The 17,345-nt window shown below is 69.7% G+C and carries 6 protein-coding genes; 5 read left to right on the forward strand and 1 reads right to left on the reverse strand.

From position 1 onward, the window contains the following. From E8A74_RS47500 to E8A74_RS47510, 3 genes are all read left to right on the forward strand, one after another. Window positions 1-208: MYXO-CTERM sorting domain-containing protein (locus tag E8A74_RS47500; protein WP_232380062.1), on the forward strand; the 208-nt coding region annotated here is incomplete at its 5' end. A 147-nt stretch (window positions 209-355) separates the two neighbouring features. Then, window positions 356-2,575: a sensor histidine kinase gene (locus E8A74_RS47505; protein ID WP_136935809.1), complete on the forward strand. Its 2,220-nt coding sequence runs from the start codon at window positions 356-358 to the stop codon at window positions 2,573-2,575. Window positions 2,576-2,709: 134 nt separating this feature from the next. Next, on the forward strand, window positions 2,710-8,670 hold the full coding sequence (locus E8A74_RS47510; protein WP_136935810.1) for an AAA family ATPase: 5,961 nt from the start codon (window positions 2,710-2,712) through the stop codon (window positions 8,668-8,670). 42 nt (window positions 8,671-8,712) lie between these two features. On the opposite strand, the gene E8A74_RS47515 is transcribed toward E8A74_RS47510, so the two are convergent. After that, window positions 8,713-10,887, reverse strand: a complete 2,175-nt coding sequence (locus tag E8A74_RS47515; protein WP_136935811.1) for a response regulator — start codon at window positions 10,885-10,887, stop codon at window positions 8,713-8,715. Between the two features lie 443 nt (window positions 10,888-11,330). On the opposite strand from E8A74_RS47515, the gene E8A74_RS47520 reads away from it, so the two are divergent. Then, window positions 11,331-12,635 carry a sigma 54-interacting transcriptional regulator gene (locus tag E8A74_RS47520; RefSeq protein ID WP_232380064.1) on the forward strand — a complete coding sequence of 435 codons (1,305 nt, stop codon included), beginning with the start codon at window positions 11,331-11,333 and terminating at the stop codon, window positions 12,633-12,635. Between the two features lie 10 nt (window positions 12,636-12,645). Further along, the gene (locus tag E8A74_RS47525) at window positions 12,646-17,319 is read left to right on the forward strand and encodes an nSTAND1 domain-containing NTPase (protein ID WP_232380063.1); all 4,674 of its coding nucleotides are present in this window, start codon (window positions 12,646-12,648) and stop codon (window positions 17,317-17,319) included. Window positions 17,320-17,345: the final 26 nt, after the last annotated feature.

A 17,345-nucleotide genomic window follows, 5' to 3' on the forward strand; every position in this document is an offset into this window, starting at 1 on the left:
TGGTGCCGGCGGCGCTGGCGGCGACGGCGGCCTCGGCGGCGCGGGTGGTGCCGGCGGCGGCGGGACCGGCGGTGGCGAGGTGGGCGGGGACGGCGGCGCCTGCGGCTGCCGCACCGTCGGCTCGACCGGCGACACGCAGAGCGGCCTCGTGCTCGTCCTCGGCGCCGCGCTGATCGCCCTGCGTCGTCGTCCGCGGCGCGCGGCCTGAAGCGCCGGCGAGCGCACACAACTCGCGTGGCTGCGCACAGACCGCGCAGCCACGCGGGCGCGTGCGGAGCGGCGGCGGATCGTGAAGGTGACGCGTAGTCGCGCGGACCTACGATCGCAGCATGGGCCAGAAGGTTTCTTCGTCCGGATGGGAACCTTTTCCCTCGTTCAGAAAAGCGGCGTGGTCGCGGTCGGGCTGCGCCGCCGGCTCGTGAGCGGGAAGCCGGCGCGGACGTTCCTCGGCTGCGTCGTGCTCTTTCTGGCCTTCCTGGGTCTCTCGGAAGCGAGCTACCTTTTCGTCTTTCCACCCGCCAGCAATGCCGTTTTCTGGCTGCCCAGCGGCCTGACCATGGCCTGGTTTCTCCGCACGACGAAGGCCCACTGGCCCGCGTGGCTCCTCGTCGTGTTTCTGGCCGAGGTGCTGGTCGTCTTGCAGCACGGGCAACCGCCCGCCCTGGCCATGGCCTGGGGCGCCGCGGGGGGTCTCTTGCCCTTCACGGGCGCCTCGCTTTTGCGCCGGCGGACGCGCGCGGGGTTCGTGTTCCGGCGCCCCTGGGACGTCGCGCGTCTGGTGTGGCTCGGCGCCGCGGTCGGGGCGATCCCCGGCACGCTCGTCGCGGCGGCTGCGAGCGTCGTGTGGCTGGGCGACCCCTCGTTTTGGCACGTGGCGATCGGGTGGTGGAGCAGCGATGCCCTCGGGGTCCTCCTGCTGTGTCCGCTGTTTCTGACCTGGACCGAGCCTGCGCCGCCGCGCTCCGGCCGCGCCGTCGAAGCCTTGAGCCTGCTCGTGATCCTGACGGGCGGGGCATGGTGGGTGTTCGGAAGCGTGCGGCCGCGGGAGATCGAATCGGCGCTCCCGGCCCTCCTGTTTCCCCTGACGGCATGGGCGGCCATTCGGTTTGGACCCCGCGGCGCGACGGCGGCCACGGTCCTCGTCGATTTCATGGCCGCATTGCACACGAGCCGTGGCCGCGGCCCCTTCGCCATGGGGAGCACGTCCGTGGCGGCGCGCGTCTTGACCGTGCAAACGTATGTCTCGGTCCTCAATGGGCTCGTCCTGCTCCTCGCCATGGTCGTCGTCGAGGAACAGAAGGCGCGCGCCGCCGCCGAGCGGGCGGAGCAGCGCATGAAGTTCCTCGCCATGGCCTCCGAGATCCTTTCGGAGTCGCTCGACTTCACGACCCGGTTCGCCGCGCTGGCGCGGCTCTGCGTGCAGTCGATGGCGGACTGGTGCGTGATCGACGTCGTGGGCGAGGGGGGCGTGGTCCAGCGCCTCGGCGGCGCACACCGTGAGCCCGGGAGCGAGGCGCTTCTCCGTCAGCTCGAGGAGCAATACGCGCCCGACGCGACCTCCCCCCACCCGGCCGCCGAGGTCCTCCGCACGGGGAAGCCCATGCTGCTGCCTCTCCTCACCGACGAGCTCCTTCAGGCGCACGCCGTCGATGCCGAGCACGCACGCCTGATCCGGGCGCTCGGCACGTGTTCGGCGATGGCCGTCCCGCTCTCCGTGCGCGGACAGACGCTCGGCGTGCTCTCCCTCGGCTGCGCGGCGCCCGGCCGGCATTACAGCCCCGCCGACCTCGAGCTCGCGACCGAGCTCGCCCGCCGCGCGGCCATCTCCATCGACAACGCGCGCCTCTATCGTGACGCGCAGGGGGCCATCCGCCTGCGGGACGAGATCTTGTCCATCGCGTCGCACGAGTTGAATACGCCGATGACGAGCCTGAAGCTCGACGTGCAGACGTTGAAGCGGGTCGCCGCGCCATCGGGCGAGCCCTTGCCGCCGTCCCTGACGCGGGTCGAGCGACAGATCCAAAAGCTCGCGCGCCTGATCGAGGAGCTCCTCGACGTCACGCGGATCACGACCGGTCGTATGCATTTGCAGATCGAGGACGTCGATCTCCCGGCCCTCGTCCGTGACGTCACCGAGCGCTTCACGGAGGACTTTTCCCGGGCGGCCTGCTCCTTGACGCTGCACGCCGAGCCATCACTCGTGGGGCGCTGGGATCACCTCCGCCTGGAGCAGGTCGTCACGAATCTGATCTCGAATGGGATCAAGTTCGGCTCCGGTCGCCCGATCGAGATATGGGTCGGCCAGGCGGACGGGGCGGCGCGGCTCACGGTGCGTGATCATGGCATCGGCATTCCTCCCGATCGCCTGCCGTACATCTTCGAGCGCTTCGAGCGGGCCGTCTCGTCGCGCGCGTATGCCGGGCTCGGGCTCGGGCTTTATATCGTGCGATCCATCGTCGAGGCCCTCGGCGGCTCGATTCGTGTCGAGAGCACGGTGGGCAGCGGGACGATGTTCACGGTGGATCTGCCTCCGGCGGGGCCCCCGCACGCCGCCGGAAAGGAGGGCGAGCGCTGAGCTCGACGCGCCGATCCGCGGGCCTCCGTGGCCGGAGGAAAAATTCCCCCCGAGACCGATGGTCGCCTTCCGCCCGCTCGATCTAGGATCGATGCTCGGATCGCGGCGCCCTGGAACGGACGCGAGGGAGAACGATGGACCTGCGGGAGTACGCGCTGGGAGAGGTCGTCTACGACGGGAGCGAAACACGCGTATGGCGCGCGGTTCATGTCCCCTCGGGGGCGCACGTGGCCATCAAGAGCCCGGTGGCCGTGGTGCCCAATCCGCGCGTGATGGGCCGGCTGGCCCACGAGCACCAGGTGCTCCTGCAGCTCGCCGAGGTGCCCGGCGTGGCGCGCGCGCAGGCGCTCTTGCAGCAGGGCGGCACGGCGGCGCTGGTGCTCGCGGATCCCGGCCTCGGCTCGCTCGATCGCCTGCTCGCCAAGCAGGGGCGCTTGCCCGTGGGGGCCGCGCTGCGGCTCGGTCGGCTCCTGTCGCGGGTGCTCGAGGGGGTGCATGCCGCGGGCGTGATGCACAAGGACGTGAAGCCGCAAAACGTGCTGGTGGACGAGGCGTGCGAGCGGGTGACGCTGCTCGACTTCGGCATCGCCTCGCTCTTGTCCCAGGAGGCGACCGAGGCGAGCATCCCCGAGGCGCTGGAGGGGACGCTCGGTTATATCTCCCCGGAGCAGACGGGGCGCACGGCGCGCGCGCTCGATACACGCACGGACCTGTATTCGCTGGGGGTGACGCTCTTCGAGGTGATGAGCGGGCGGCTGCCGTTCACGGAGCGGGATCCGCTCTCCCTGGTGCACGCGCACCTGGCCAAGGAGCCGCCTCCGCTCGATTCCGTCGCCCCGGACGTGCCGAGGCCCGTGGCGTCCATCGTGGCGAAGCTTTTGGCCAAGGATCCCGAGCGGCGTTACCAGACGGCCCGCGGCGTGGCGGAGGATCTGGAGGAGGCCCTCCGGCAATGGGACGCGCAGGGCACGGTGGAGCCGTTCGCCCTGGGAAAAAAAGATTATTCGCGGAAGCTCCGGATCCCACAGGCGCTCGTGGGGCGGGAGCGCGACGTCGAGCGGGTGGGGGAGTCCTTTGCGCGCGCCGCGCAGGGCACGACGGAGCTTTTGCTCGTCGGGGGTCCTTCGGGCATCGGCAAGACGGCGCTGGTGCGGACGGTCTACAGGGATATCGCGCAGGCAGGGCGCGGGCTCTTGATCGCGGGCAAGCACGACCAGCTCGCGCGGTCGACGCCCTTCGCGGCGATGGCGCAAGCGTTCGGGGCGCTGATGCGCCAATGGCTCGGGAGCTCGGAGGTGGTGCTCGAGGCCTGGCAGCAGCGCATTCGGCGCGAGGTCGGGGACAACGCGCGGCTCATCGCGGACGTGGTGCCCGAGCTCGACCTGGTCATGGGCAAGCTGCCGCCGGTGCCGCCGGTGGAGGGCGAGCAGGTGCTCAACCGGCAAAAGCTGACGTGGCTGAATTTCGTGCGAGCCGTCACGGCGCCGAACCCGCCGCTCGTGATGTTCCTGGACGACATGCAATGGGCCGACAGCGCCACGCTGATCATCCTGCAAACGCTGCTGACGGACGTGGAGCGCAAATCGCTGCTCGTGATCGCGGCGTACCGCGACAACGAGACGCCGCCCGAGCACCCGTTGTGGAAGCTCGTGGAGGCGGTGGAGAAGAGCGAGGCCAAGGTCTCGCGCATGACGGTGGGCCCCCTGTCGGGGGAGCAGGTGCAAAAGTGGCTCGCGCGGACGCTGGAGAGCGAGCCTGCGCGGGTCTTGCCGCTCTCGCGCGTGCTCTCGCAGAAGACCCGCGGAAACCCGTTTTTCCTGGAGCAATTGCTGCTCTCGCTGCACCGGCAGAAGCAGGTGGTGAGGGACCCGGAGAGCGGGGCGTGGCGCTGGGAGCAATCGTCGCTGGAGACGGCGGGCGTCACCGATAACGTGGTGGCGCTCTTGACGGACAAGGTGCGCGAGATGCCCGAGCCGACGCAAAAGCTCCTGGGGCTCGCGGCCTGCGCAGGCCACACGTTCCACCTGCAGGACCTCCAGCGGCTCAGCGGCTGGGAGCGCGCCTCGGTGACGGGGGCGTTGTGGCCGGCGCTGGACGCGGAGCTCGTGGTGCCGGTCGACGGCGCGTACCGTCCCGCGCAGGCGCTCGGGAGCATGGGCGACGTGGCGCTCGACGCGGCCTACCGGTTTTTGCACGACCGCGTGCAGCAGGCGAGCTACGAGCGGATCTCGCCGGAGCAGCGGGTGCTCGCGCACCTGGAGATCGGCCGGCGGCTCCGGGCGCGTCATCGCGCCGAGGGGGGGACGGCCCAGCAATTTCTGGAGCTCGTGCGGCACCTGAACCTGGGCTCGGCGCGGCTCGCGTCCATGGAGGAGCAGAAGGAGCTCGCGGGGCTGAACCTCGAAGCCGCGCGCACCGCGAAGGCGGCGAGCTCGTATCGATTGATGGCGAACCTGCTGGACGCCGCGCAGGCGCTCCTCGGCGAGCGAGCGTGGGAGGAGGAGCACGCGCTCTCGGTGGAGATCGGGCTCGCGCGCCTGGAGGCCGCCTATCTGCTCCGGGAGTTCGACGACGTCGAGGCGCGGGCGCTCGCCTTGCTGGACCGGCCTCTGTCGGAGGTGGCGTGGCTCTCGGCGCAGGAGATCCGCACGCGCTGCTGCGTCGCCACGGGTCGATATGCGCGGGGCATCGGGATCGGGCTCGCCGCGCTCGAGAAGCAGGGCATCACGTTCCCCGATACGGATGACGCGTGCCAGACCGCGCTCCTGCAAGAGTCCACCGAGCTGGATCAATGGCTCGAACACCACCCGGACGGGTTTGATCGAATGCAGGCCGATCCGTCGCTGGAGCACCGGCTCATCGATGCCCTGATGACGCAGGCGCAGCTCTGCACGATCTACGGCGGGCGGCCGATGCTCTATTCGCTCATCATCGCCCGCATCGTGTCCGAGGCGATACGGCGGGACGCGCTGACGCCGGCGGCTGCCTTCATGATCTGCAGCTTTGCCAACGTGTGGTCGGTGGCGACGGGGATGTATCGCCGTGTCATGCGCTGGCTCACGCCCGGGGTGCGCGCCGCGGAGCGCGTGGGCTCCCCGATGCTCCCCGAGTGCCTGGCGCTCAAGGGGATTTACCTGGTCCATTCGAGGCCCATCGACGAAGCGCCCCCCGTCTACGAGCAAGGCATCACAGCCGGCCTGAAGATCGGGTCGTTTCAAGGCACGAGCTGGGGCCTCTTGGCCGAACTGTTTTATTACCGCGTCTGGCGCGGCCTGCCGCTCGGCCAGGTCGACGCGCAGGTGGAGGCTCGCTGGGATCTCGTGCAGCGCGCGGGAGACGCCGTGGGGAGGCACCATTTCGAGGCGGTCGCGTCCTATTGCGAGGTGCTGATGCCGCCCGAAGGCGCCCCCCGGCTCCTGCAGGACGAGCCCTTGGCGCGTGGTTCGCGCTCCCTCCTCGCCGACGGGGATGGGTTCACGGGGGGGCTCGCTCGGACCTTGGAGGCCTATCTGTTCTGCGTCACCGGCCGGTGGGAGCGAGCGCTCTCGCGGGCGCGAGAGGCCGACCAATTTCGAGCCGACATCCTCGGCATGCCGCCGGTGACGGATGTCCCGCTCTTCCTCGCGCTTTCCGCGGCGAAGTGCTGGCATGACGCCGCGGACGCCGAGGAGCAGGCGCGGCTGCGGGAGCACATCGAGCACGGCCTCGCGCGACTGCGATATTTCACCGAAGGCTGCGAGGTCAATTTCCTCCACAAGCTGCGCCTCGTCGAGGCCGAATACGCGCGCGTCCTCGGCAAGAACGAGGAGGCCGCGTCCAGATACGACGAGGCCATCGAGCTCGCCCGCGAGCACCGCTTCCTGCACATCGAGGCCCTGGCCGCGCAGCTCGCCGCCGAGTTTCGCCTTTCGACGGGCAAGAGCCACATCGGGGCGATGTACCTGCGCGAGGCGCGGGATGCCTATGCGCGCTGGGGCGCTTACGCCGTGGTCGCCCACCTGAGCGCGAGGTATCCCGCCGTGCTCAAGGGAGCCGTACACGAGCCTTCCCCCGAGCGCACGACCGTGACGACGACGACCACGACCTCGGGCGGATCCACGGACGCGAATTTCGACGTGAAGACCGCGGTGCGCGCGGCGCAGGCGCTCTCGGGCGAGCTCGACCCGGGGCGCGTGGTGGGTCGGCTGATGGAGCTTACGCTGGAGAATGCGGGGGCGCAGCGCGGGGCTCTGGTGCTCAGCGAAGGGGAAGCGCTCTCCGTCGTGGCGCGGCTCTCGGTGGAGGGGGCCCGCATCGAGACGGGGCTGTCCGAGCCGCTCGGGCAGAGTCCCGACGTGCCGGTGGCGGTGGTGCAATATGCGGCCCGCACGGGCGAGCCGGTGGTGACGGGCGACGCGAGGTCCGAGGCGCGCTTCGCCGGCGACCCCTATCTGGCATCCCACGCGGTCCTTTCGTTGCTCGCGCTGCCCTTGACGCATCGGGGCCACGTGGTGGGCGTGCTTTACCTCGAGCACCGCGACGTGCCTTCGGCGTTCCCGCCCGCGCGCGTGGAGCTTTTGTCGGTGCTCGCCTCGCAGGCCGCGATCGCCGTCGAGAACGCCGTTTTGTACCGGGACTTGGAGGTCAAGATCCAGGAGCGCACGGCGCAGCTCCAGATCGCCAAGGAGGCGGCCGACCGCGCCAATCGCGCGAAGAGCGATTTCCTCTCCAGCATGAGCCACGAGCTGCGCACGCCGCTCAATGGCATCCTCGGGTATGCGCAGTTCCTCATCCGAGCGCCCGAGCTCTCGCCGAAGAGCCGCGAAGGCGTGCAGATCGTGAAGAAGTCGGGCGAGCACCTGCTCGCGCTCCTCAATGACCTGCTCGACCTGGCGAAGATCGAGGCCGGCAAGATGGAGCTCGTGCCCATGAGGCTCGACTTTGGATCCTTCGTGCACACCATCGCGGACCTCTGCCGTGTGCGCGCCGAACAGAGGGGCATCACCTTCGCCTACGAGGTGCGGGGCCCGGCGCCCACCGCCGTGCACGCCGACGAAAAACGATTGACGCAGGTGCTCCTGAACCTGCTCGGCAATGCCATCAAATTCACCGAGCGCGGCGCGGTCACCCTGCTCGTCGACGTGCAAGACGAGGGCGGGAAGGGGCTGCGCGAGGTGCGCTTCCGGATCGAGGACACGGGCCCCGGCATCGCCGCGGAGCACCTCACGCGTATTTTCGACCCCTTCGAGCAGGTGGGAGATCAAAAGGCGAAGAGCGAGGGGACCGGGCTCGGTCTCGCCATCAGCAAGAGGATCATCGAGCAGATGGGCGGAACCATCCACGTCGAGAGCGAGCTCGGCAAGGGGAGCGCGTTCACGGTGACGCTCACGCTGGCCGAGGCGCTCCCTTCCGTGGTCGTCGACGAGGCCCCGGGATGGGATACGATCACCGGGTATCGCGGCGAGCGCCGCAAGATCCTCGTCGTGGACGACAACCCCGGCAACCGCGCCTTGTTCTGCGATTTGCTGGGCCCCATTGGCTTCGACGTCGTCCAGGCCGACGGCGGCGAAGCCGCGCTGCGGCTGGCCCTCACGCAAAGGCCGGCGCTGATCCTGATGGACCTGGCCATGCCAGGCCTCGACGGGTACGAGGCCACGCGCCGGCTGCGGCAGATGCCCGAGCTCGCAGGCGTGGTGATCCTGGCCTCGTCGGCGAACGTCGCCGCCGCCGAACAGCCGAAGGGGGGAAAGGCCGGCTGGGACGACTTCTTGCCCAAGCCCGTGCAGGCCAGCCTGCTCTTCGAGAAGATCGCGCGTTTCCTGGGCGTGGAATGGACGCACGAGCCGGTGAAAGGCGCGGCCCCCCTCGCGGAGGAGGAGGGCGCGCTGGTGCCGCCCTCGGCCGAACAGCTCTCGCTGCTCGCGCCGCTGGTGGCGTCGGGCCGTATTCGGAGCGTGCTGGCGGAGGCGGAGCGGATGCAGCAAAACGAGCCGCGGCTCGGCCCCTGGCTCGAGCAATTCCAGACGCTGGCGCGGACCTACCAGATCCGGAAGCTGCAAGAGTTCGTCGAGAAGTATGCCGCGGCGGGCCAGGCGGCGGCCCCGGAGAGCACCTGACGCGCCCCCGACGAAAAGGTCGGAGCGCGGGCCGCGTCGTCGCTACACGGACCGGGCGCGGCCCTCCGGGCTCATCTCGCCCCAGGCATGATTTCGCCCGGCCAAACTCGCCACGTGCGCCACCAGCTCCGACGGCTTCACGGGTTTGGCGAGATGCATCTGGTATCCGGCCAAGAGCGCCCGCGCGCGGTCCTCTGCCCGCGCGAAGGCGGTGAGCGCCAGCGCCGGCACGCTTCCCCCGCGCTCCTGCGGCAATTGCCGTACCTTCTGGATCAGCTCATACCCGCCCTCTTTGGGCATGCCGATGTCGCTCACCAGGACCGTCGGCTGGTCCCGATCCAGCTCCGCCAGCGCCTCCACGACCGAACCCGCCGTCCGCACCTCCGCGTGGCATTCCGCGAGGATCCGCAGGAGCATCTCTCGCGTGTCCGGCTCGTCGTCCACCACCAGCACGCGCACCCCCGTCAAATTCAAGAGCTCCCCACTCCGGTGCAACAAGGGCCGGCGCGGCGGCGTCAAGGGCGGCGGCCGTTCTCCGGCCACGCCCTCGTGTTTGACCTCCAGCGGCAGCTTCACCGTGAAGCTCGCGCCCTGGTTTTTCCCGGAGCTCTTCGCCACCACCGTCCCTCCGTGCAGCTCCACCAGGTGCTGCACGATGGAAAGTCCCAAGCCGAGCCCGCCGTGCTCGCGCGTGGTCGATGCGTCGGCTTGCCGGAATTGCTCGAAGACGTACGGCAAAAAGTCCGGATCGATGCCGATCCCCGTGTCGACCACCGCGAGATGCGCGTACGAATCCTCGCGCCGCAGCGAGACCTTGACCTGCCCGCCCTGCGGCGTGAACTTCATCGAATTGCTCAGCAGGTTCCACACGATCTGCTGGAGCCGATTCGGGTCCCCCAGGACCTTTTCTCCCGCCGACGCGACGCTGAGCTCCAGGCGGATTCCTTTCGTCTTTGCCGCCGGCTCCGCCGATTCCAGCATCGTCTCGAGCATCTCGGCCAGATCGACCGCCTCCAGTTCGAGGCTCAGCCGCCCGCTGATGATACGCGACATGTCCAGGAGGTCGTCGATGAGCTTGGCTTGCGTCCGCGCGTTTCGTTCGATCGTCCCGAGCCCCCGGCGCAGGAACTCGTCCGAGGGACCCCGGGTGAGGAGCAACTGCGACCAGCCGAGGATCGCGGTGAGCGGCGTCCGCAGCTCGTGGCTCAAGAGCGCCAAGAATTCATCCTTCAGCCGCCCGGTGCGCTCGAGCTCTGCCCGCGCCGCCTGTTCGCGGGAGAGGAGCCGCTCCCGCTCCGCCTCCGTCCGCGTTCGCTCGGTGATGTCCGTGGAGACCCCGCAAATCGCATACGGCCGGCCCGTCTCGTCGAAGAGCGGGCCCTTGATCGCGATGTACGTGTGGAGCCCATCGTCCTGGGGCACGCGCTCTTCCGTCTCCAGCGGCCTCCCGGCCGCCATCACTTGCTGGTCGAAAGCGCGCAAGGCGTCGGCATACTCCAGGGGGAACAAGTCATAATCGGTCTTGCCGACGAGCGACCGTACGGTCCCATGAAACAACTCCTCGGCGCGGCGATTGACCATCAAATAGCGGCCTTCGAGGTCCTTGACGTAGATGACGGCCGTGGAGTTGTCGACGATGGCCTGGAGCAGATGCTTGCTCTCGCGCAAAGCATCTTCGGCGCGCCGGCGTTCGGCGTTCTCCGCTTCGAGCGCGGTGTTCGAGCTCGCCAGCTCGGCCGTGCGCGCTCGCACCCGTTGCTCCAGCTCCTGATGGGCACGCTGCAACTGCGCGTTTTTCGCTTCCAGCTCTTTTTGCGCCTCGCGCAAGCAGAGGTGCGTCTTGATCCGCGCGAGCACCTCATCAATCTCGAATGGTTTGGTGATGTAATCGACCCCCCCCGCCTCGAACCCCTCGAGTTTGTTCGCTGCTTCTCCGAGGCAGGTCATGAAGATCACCGGGATGTCGCGGGTGCTCTCCGCCGCTTTCAGGCGCCGGCAGGTCTCGAAGCCGTCGATCCCAGGCATCACCACGTCGAGCAGGATCAGGTCGGGCTTCATGAGGCTCGCCCGCTTCAGGGCATCTTCCGCGTCCTGCGCGACGAGCGCCTGATGGCCTGCGGATTCCAGATGATCCACGAGCACGGCCAGGTTGATGGGCATGTCATCCACGATGAGGATCGTGGCCTCACGAGCACCGGGCGCGGAGGCTCGGCTCATGATCGCTGCCCGCCCCAGGCGCGCCGTGGATGAGGCTCGCTCGTACGCAACATCCTCTGCCTCTGCTGCGCCGGGAAGTCCATTCCTATGGTAACCTCACTATCCAACTGCTCGATCCTGGGACCTCCGTAACGCGGCGTCAATTCCGAACCGTGGTCCCTTCGTGGGTAGGAGCCTTCGTCGGGCCGGGCTTATGTCTGTCCGGACCTACGGCCGTGCTCCCGCGTCTGTCCCGCGCCTGTCAGCCCGAACGAGGACGGCGGCGCTTGATTCGGGTCCCCTCTCGCGCCTGCCCCCGCGCCTCCCTTCCCGCTTCCCGCGTTTGTCGTGCGATCTGCGCCTCCCGTGTGGTAGAACGGCAAGCCGTGTCGAGCCGAGGCCGCGCCGCGGGGCAAGAGCAGAGCGACCGGAACATCCCCGAGGGCGCCGCGCATTCCACGACGTTGACGCATGCCGACGGCCAGGCCGTCGCGAAAGGCACGGTCCGCCGCTTCCGCCTCACCGTCGTCGAGGGGCCCGCGCGCGGCGTCGCCTGGCAGTCCACGGGCGACCGCTGCTCGATCGGGTCCCACCACCGCAACCACCTCATCATCGACGACCCCACGGTCTCTCGGTTCCACTGCGAGATCGTGATCGACGAGGGCGGCGTGCGGGTCCGCGACCTCAAGAGCCGCAACGGCACCGTGCTCGACGGGGTCGCGGTCCTCGAGGCGTTCCTGCGCGTCGGGAGCCTCCTTCGGCTGGGGAAGACGGTGATCCGCTTCGAACTCGGCGCCGAGACGCTCAGCCTGCCGCTTGCCGAGGAGGCGCGCTTCGGCTCGCTCACGGGCGTCTCGCCGGCGATGCGCGCGACGTTCGCGATGCTCGCCCGGGCCGCCGAGAGCGACGTGACGGTGCTGCTCGAAGGCGAGACCGGCACGGGCAAGAGCCAGGCGGCGCACTCGATTCACAAGAAAAGCGCCCGCAGCGAGGGGCCGTTCGTCATCGTCGATTGCGGGGCCATCCACGGAAATCTCCTGGAGAGCGAGCTCTTCGGGCACGAAAAAGGCGCGTTCACCGGGGCCACGGATCGGCGGGTCGGCGCGTTCGAGGAGGCGTCGGGAGGGACGTTGTTCCTCGACGAGGTCGGCGAGCTGCCCGTCGACCTGCAACCGAAGCTCCTCCGCGCGCTGGAGGCGCGCGAGGTGCGCCGCGTCGGGTCGAATGCGTACCGGCCTGTCGACGTGCGCGTGATTGCCGCGACGAACCGCGATCTCCGCACGGACGTGAACATCGGCCGGTTCCGCGCGGATCTTTATTTCCGCCTCGCGGTGGTCACGATTGGAATGCCGCCGCTGCGCCGGCGGCCCGAGGACATCCCGCCGCTCGCCGAGGAGATCCTCACGTCGCTCCGCGCGCCCCGGGACGCCGCCGAGCAGCTCCGTTCGCCCGAGTTCATGGCCCAGCTCCGGAACGGCGCGTGGCCCGGCAATGTGCGCGAGCTGCGCAATTACGTCGAGCGTTGCTTGATCCTCCGCACGATCGAGCCGGCGAGCACGGGCCCCGGCGCGACGGAGGAGGGGTTCGCCGTGGACCCCACGGCGCCGTATGCCTCGGAGCGTGAGCGCGCCATGACCGATTTCGAGCGCCGGTATTTCAAGGCGCTCCTCCGGCTGCACGACGGCAAGGTCGCGCGCGCCGCGGGCGCGGCCGGGATGGATCGCACGTATCTGTATCGGCTCCTGCGACGCCACGGTATCGAGCCCTAGGGCGGATCGCATGGAGCGCCATCCGGAGAGCCAGCGCGGTCGCTCGGAGGAGGCTTCGGCGAAGGAGCCGGAGCCGGATCCCGCGTTCGCCCGGACCGCGCGGGTCATGACCGAGCCAAACCCGGAGCCGCCTTCCCGTGCGACGGTCTCCGCGACGTCGCCGCCGATCGCATTCGGCGCGCCCGCGATCCCGGTGGAGTCGCTCTCGCTCCAGCCGGGGCGCGTCATCAAGCAGTACGAGATCATCCGCGAGCTCGGCCAGGGCGGCATGGGGCGCGTGTTTTTGGCCCGGGACACGCGGCTCGCGCGGCTCTGCGCGATCAAGCTCCTCGTCGGGTACACGGGGAGGCGCGCCGGGCGGTTTCTGGCGGAGGCGCGGGCCACGGCGCGCTGCAAGCACGAGAGCATCGTGGTCGTGTACGAGGTCGACGAGCTGCAGGGGTATCCCTACATGGTGCTCGAATACCTCGAAGGCCGCACCCTCCGGGCGTGGATGACCGAGCGCGAGCGCGTGGGCGGCGTATCGCCGAGCGTCGCGGCGGAGATCATGATCCCCGTCCTGCGCGCGCTCGTCTGCGCGCATGAAATGGGCATCGTGCACCGGGATCTCAAGCCGGAGAACATCCTCCTGACCGACGGCGGGCAGGTGAAGGTGCTCGATTTCGGGATCGCCAAGCGCTTCACGCTCGACAACACCGGGACGATGACGATCGCCGCGCCGCGCCCGGGCGACGATCTCACGACGACCGAGGACGGGACGGTCGTCGGCACGCCGCCGTACATGTCGCCCGAGCAATGGCTGGGGCTCGACGTCGATCCGCAATGCGACGTCTGGGCCGCCGGGATCATCCTGCACGAGCTCGTCACGGGCGCGCACCCGCTCGCGCCCGTGAGCATGGCGCGGCTCGTCGGCGTCCAGGTCCTCGAATTGCCCATGCCGAGCGCGCTCGAATCACGCCCGGATCTCGGGGCCCTCGGCGCGCTCATCGATCGTTGCCTGAAGAAAAGCAAAACCGAGCGTATCGGATCGGCGCGGGAGCTGCTCACGGCGCTCGAAGCGCTCGTGGACGAGCCGACCACGGTGGCGCTCTCCGACGACGACAACCCCTTCGCCGGCCTCTCGGCATTCCAGGAGTCGGACGCCGCGCGTTTTTTCGGCCGCGAGCGCGACATCGCCGGCGCGCTCGGGCGCCTGCGCAACCAGCAGCTCGTGGTCGTGGCCGGCCCGTCCGGCGCGGGCAAATCGTCGTTCGTGCGCGCGGGGCTGCTCCCGGCCTTGAAGCGCTCGGGCGGACCCTGGGAGGTCTTCCTCCTGCGGCCGGGGCGCAAGCCGCTCGCGGCGCTCGCCGACGTGCTCGCGCAAATTGCCGACGTGCCCGCCGACCTCCGGGGGAGCGTGCCGCCCACGATCGACATCGAGGAGCTCGCGGCGACGTTGCGCAGCCGCCCCGGGTATCTCGGCGCCCGCCTCCGCGCGCGGTGCCGCCGCGCGGGGCCGGACCATCACATTCTTTTGATCGTCGACCAGTTCGAGGAGCTTTATACCCTCGGCGCGAGCCAGGACGAAGGGAAGGCGTTCCTGGCCTGCCTCGAAGGCGCGGCCGACGACGCGTCCTCGCCGCTGCGCGTGGTGCTCGCCATGCGCTCGGATTATCTGGACCGGCTCGTCGACAACCGCCATTTCATGACCGAGGTGACCCGCGGGCTCGTCTTCTTGCCGCCGCTCGGCCGCGAGGGGCTGCGCGCGGCGTTGACGAAGCCCATCGAGGCGGCGGGCTATCGATTCGAGGGTGACGAGCTCGTCGAGCAGATGCTCGATACCCTGGAGAACACGCGGAGCGCCTTGCCGCTCTTGCAATTCACGGCGACCAAGCTGTGGGAGGCGCGGGATCGCGAGCACAAGCTCCTCTCCCGCGAGAGTTATCGCGCGCTCGGCGGGGTCGCGGGGGCGCTCTCGACGCACGCGGACGCGGTGCTCGCCACGCTCTCGGGGCCGGAGCAGGCGCTCGCCCGATCGATTCTGTTGCGGCTCGTCACGCCCGAGCGCACGCGGGCGCTCGTGAGTTTGTCGGAGCTCCGGGAGCTCGCCGAGGGCGGCGACGCGACGGAGCAGGTCGTGCAGCACCTCGCCGCCGCGCGGCTCCTCGTCATCGAGACGGGCGGCGATTGGGAGGGGTCGACGGTCGAGATCGTCCACGAATCGCTGGTCGAGCGGTGGGCGAAGCTCCGGCACTGGCTCGACGAGAACGAGAAGGACGCGCAATTCTTGGCGCGGCTCCGCGCCGCCGCGCAGCAATGGGACGCGAGCGCGGAGGCCGAGGGGCTCGTCTGGCGGGATCGCGCGGCCGAGGAAGCACGGCAATGGCTCGCGCGCCGCCGCGCCCCGCAGGGAGCGGGCGCGCCTTTCCGGCTCGGCCGGCGCGAGGAGCGATATCTCCTCGCCGTCGTGGGGCTGGCCGATCGCGAGCGGAGCTTGCGCCGCCGCGTGGCCATGGGGGTCATCGTGGCGCTCGGCGCCATTACGGTGGTCGTGTCGTACCTGGCTTTGCGCGCCGGGGAGCAGGCGCGGCGCGCCGATCAGCAGGCTTCGCACGCGGACGCGGAGGCGGGGCGCGCACAGGCCGAGGCGAGGCAAGCGCGCAATGCGACGCGCATCGCCGCGGCGCGCGAACTGCAAGGGGATCCGACGACCGTGCTCGCGCTCCTGCGCGAGGTCGAGCCGCCCGAGGTGCCCCGCGGCTGGTCGGAGCTCGCGCGCTCGGCGCTTCAGAGTGGGCCGGCCCGCGTGGTGCTCGGGCATCCGGCTTTGGTGATGTCCGCGGCCTACAGCCCCGACGGCAAACGGATTGCCACCGCGTCGGAGGACGGCATCGTGCGAGTATGGAACGCCGACGGCCGCGGCGAGCCTTTGCTCCTCCGGGGGCAGGAAACCGTGCAATCGGTCGCGTGGAGCCCCGACGGCCGCCGCATTGCGGGGGCGTCATGGGACAAGACCGTACGGCTCTGGAATGCGGACGGCACGGGCCGCCCGATGGTCCTTTCCGGTCACGAGGACGCGGTCCGGACCGTGGCATGGAGCTTCGACGGCGCCCGGCTCGTCTCGGCGTCGCGGGACAAAACAGCGCGCATCTGGCGGAGCGACGGCACGGGCGAGCCCGTGATCCTCCGCGGGCACGAGCAGGGCTTGCGCTCGGCGGCCTTCAGCCCCGACGGCGCGCGTGTCGTCACGGCCTCCGAGGACAAGACCGCGCGTGTCTGGAATGCGGACGGCTCGGGCGAGCCCGTGGTGTTTCGGGGCCATCTCGCGGCGGTCAACCTGGCGACGTTCCGACCCGACGGCGAGCATATCGTCACGGCCTCGTGGGACAAGACCGTGCGTGTCTGGAATGCGGACGGCTCGGGCGAGCCCCAGATCCTCACGCGCCACCAGGATGGCGTGTATTCGCTCGCGTTCACCTCCGAGGGCGAACGGATCCTCACGGCCTTCCAGAGCGAGGGCATGCGCCTCTGGACCGCGGAGAACTCGGGAGATCCCTTGGTCTTCCGTGGCCACGAGGACGCCATTCAAAGGGCCTCGTACAGCCCCGACGGGCAGTCCGTCGTGACCGTCTCCTCGGACAAGACGGCGCGGGTCTGGAGCGCGGAGGGCATGGGCAGGCCCTTGCTGCTCAAAGGGCACCAGCGCTTGGTCTATCGGGCGTCCTTCAGCCCCGACGGCCAGCGGATCGCGACAGCCTCCTGGGACAACACGGCCCGCGTGTGGAATGCGGACGGCGCGGGCAAACCCGTGGTCCTCCGGGGCCATGAAAATGTGGTTCATTGGGCCGAATGGAGCCCCGACGGGAAACGGATCGTGACGGCGTCCGAGGACAAGACGGCGCGAATCTGGAATGCCGACGGCAGCGGCGAGCCGCTCGTGCTTCGTGGGCACCTCGCCACGGTCAAATCGGCGTCGTGGAGCCCCGACGGGAAACGGATCGTGACGGCGTCCGAGGACAAGACGGCGCGAATCTGGAATGCCGACGGCAGCGGCGAGCCGCTCGTCCTGCAAGGCCATCAGGCCGCGGTCAATGTGGCGTCGTGGAGCCCCGACGGCCTGCGCATCGTCACCGCGTCCCGCGACAAGGTCGTCCGCGTGTTTCATGCCGATGGAACAGGCGAGCCGCTGCTCCTGCTGGATCACCAGGGCAATGTGCGCAGCGCGATGTTCAGCCCGGAGGGCAAGCGTATCGTGACCGCGTCGCATGATCGAACGGCGCGGATCTGGAACGCCGATGGCAGCGGTGAGCCGCTCGTCCTCGAAGGGCATCAGCATTGGGTCAATTCGGCCGAGTGGAGCCCGGATGGAAAGCGCATCGTGACGGCCTCGCAGGACAAGACGGTGCGGATCTGGAACGCCGACGGGAGCGGCGAGCCGCTCGTCCTGCGCGGCTCCGATTTCGTGCTGAACGCGGCGGCGTATAGCCCGGATGGCAAGCGGCTCGTCACGGCGTCGGACGACAAGGCCGCGTGGGTATGGTCCGACCTCGAGCCGCTCACCGGCGTCCAGGATCCCAAGTTGTGGTCGGCGACGACGTACTGCATGTCGGTCGAGCGGCGGATCGCGCTCCTGAACGTGCCTGAAGCCACGGCGCGGGCCGAGCAAGAGGCCTGCGAGCGCCGCGTCTCGGCCTCGCCCCGCTGATCTGTCGACGGGCCGTCCACACCTGT

The sequence above is a fragment of the Polyangium fumosum genome (assembly GCF_005144585.1).
GTDB classification, from domain to species: domain Bacteria; phylum Myxococcota_A; class Polyangia; order Polyangiales; family Polyangiaceae; genus Polyangium; species Polyangium fumosum.

What these genes read in the sequence shown, in the direction of transcription:
- E8A74_RS47515 (WP_136935811.1), bottom strand. Translation starts at nt 10,887, where the DNA reads ATGAGCCGAGCCTCCGCGCCCGGTGCTCGTGAGGCCACGATCCTCATC.
- E8A74_RS47505 (WP_136935809.1), top strand. Translation starts at nt 356, where the DNA reads ATGGGAACCTTTTCCCTCGTTCAGAAAAGCGGCGTGGTCGCGGTCGGG.
- E8A74_RS47525 (WP_232380063.1), top strand. Translation starts at nt 12,646, where the DNA reads ATGGAGCGCCATCCGGAGAGCCAGCGCGGTCGCTCGGAGGAGGCTTCG.
- E8A74_RS47510 (WP_136935810.1), top strand. Translation starts at nt 2,710, where the DNA reads ATGGACCTGCGGGAGTACGCGCTGGGAGAGGTCGTCTACGACGGGAGC.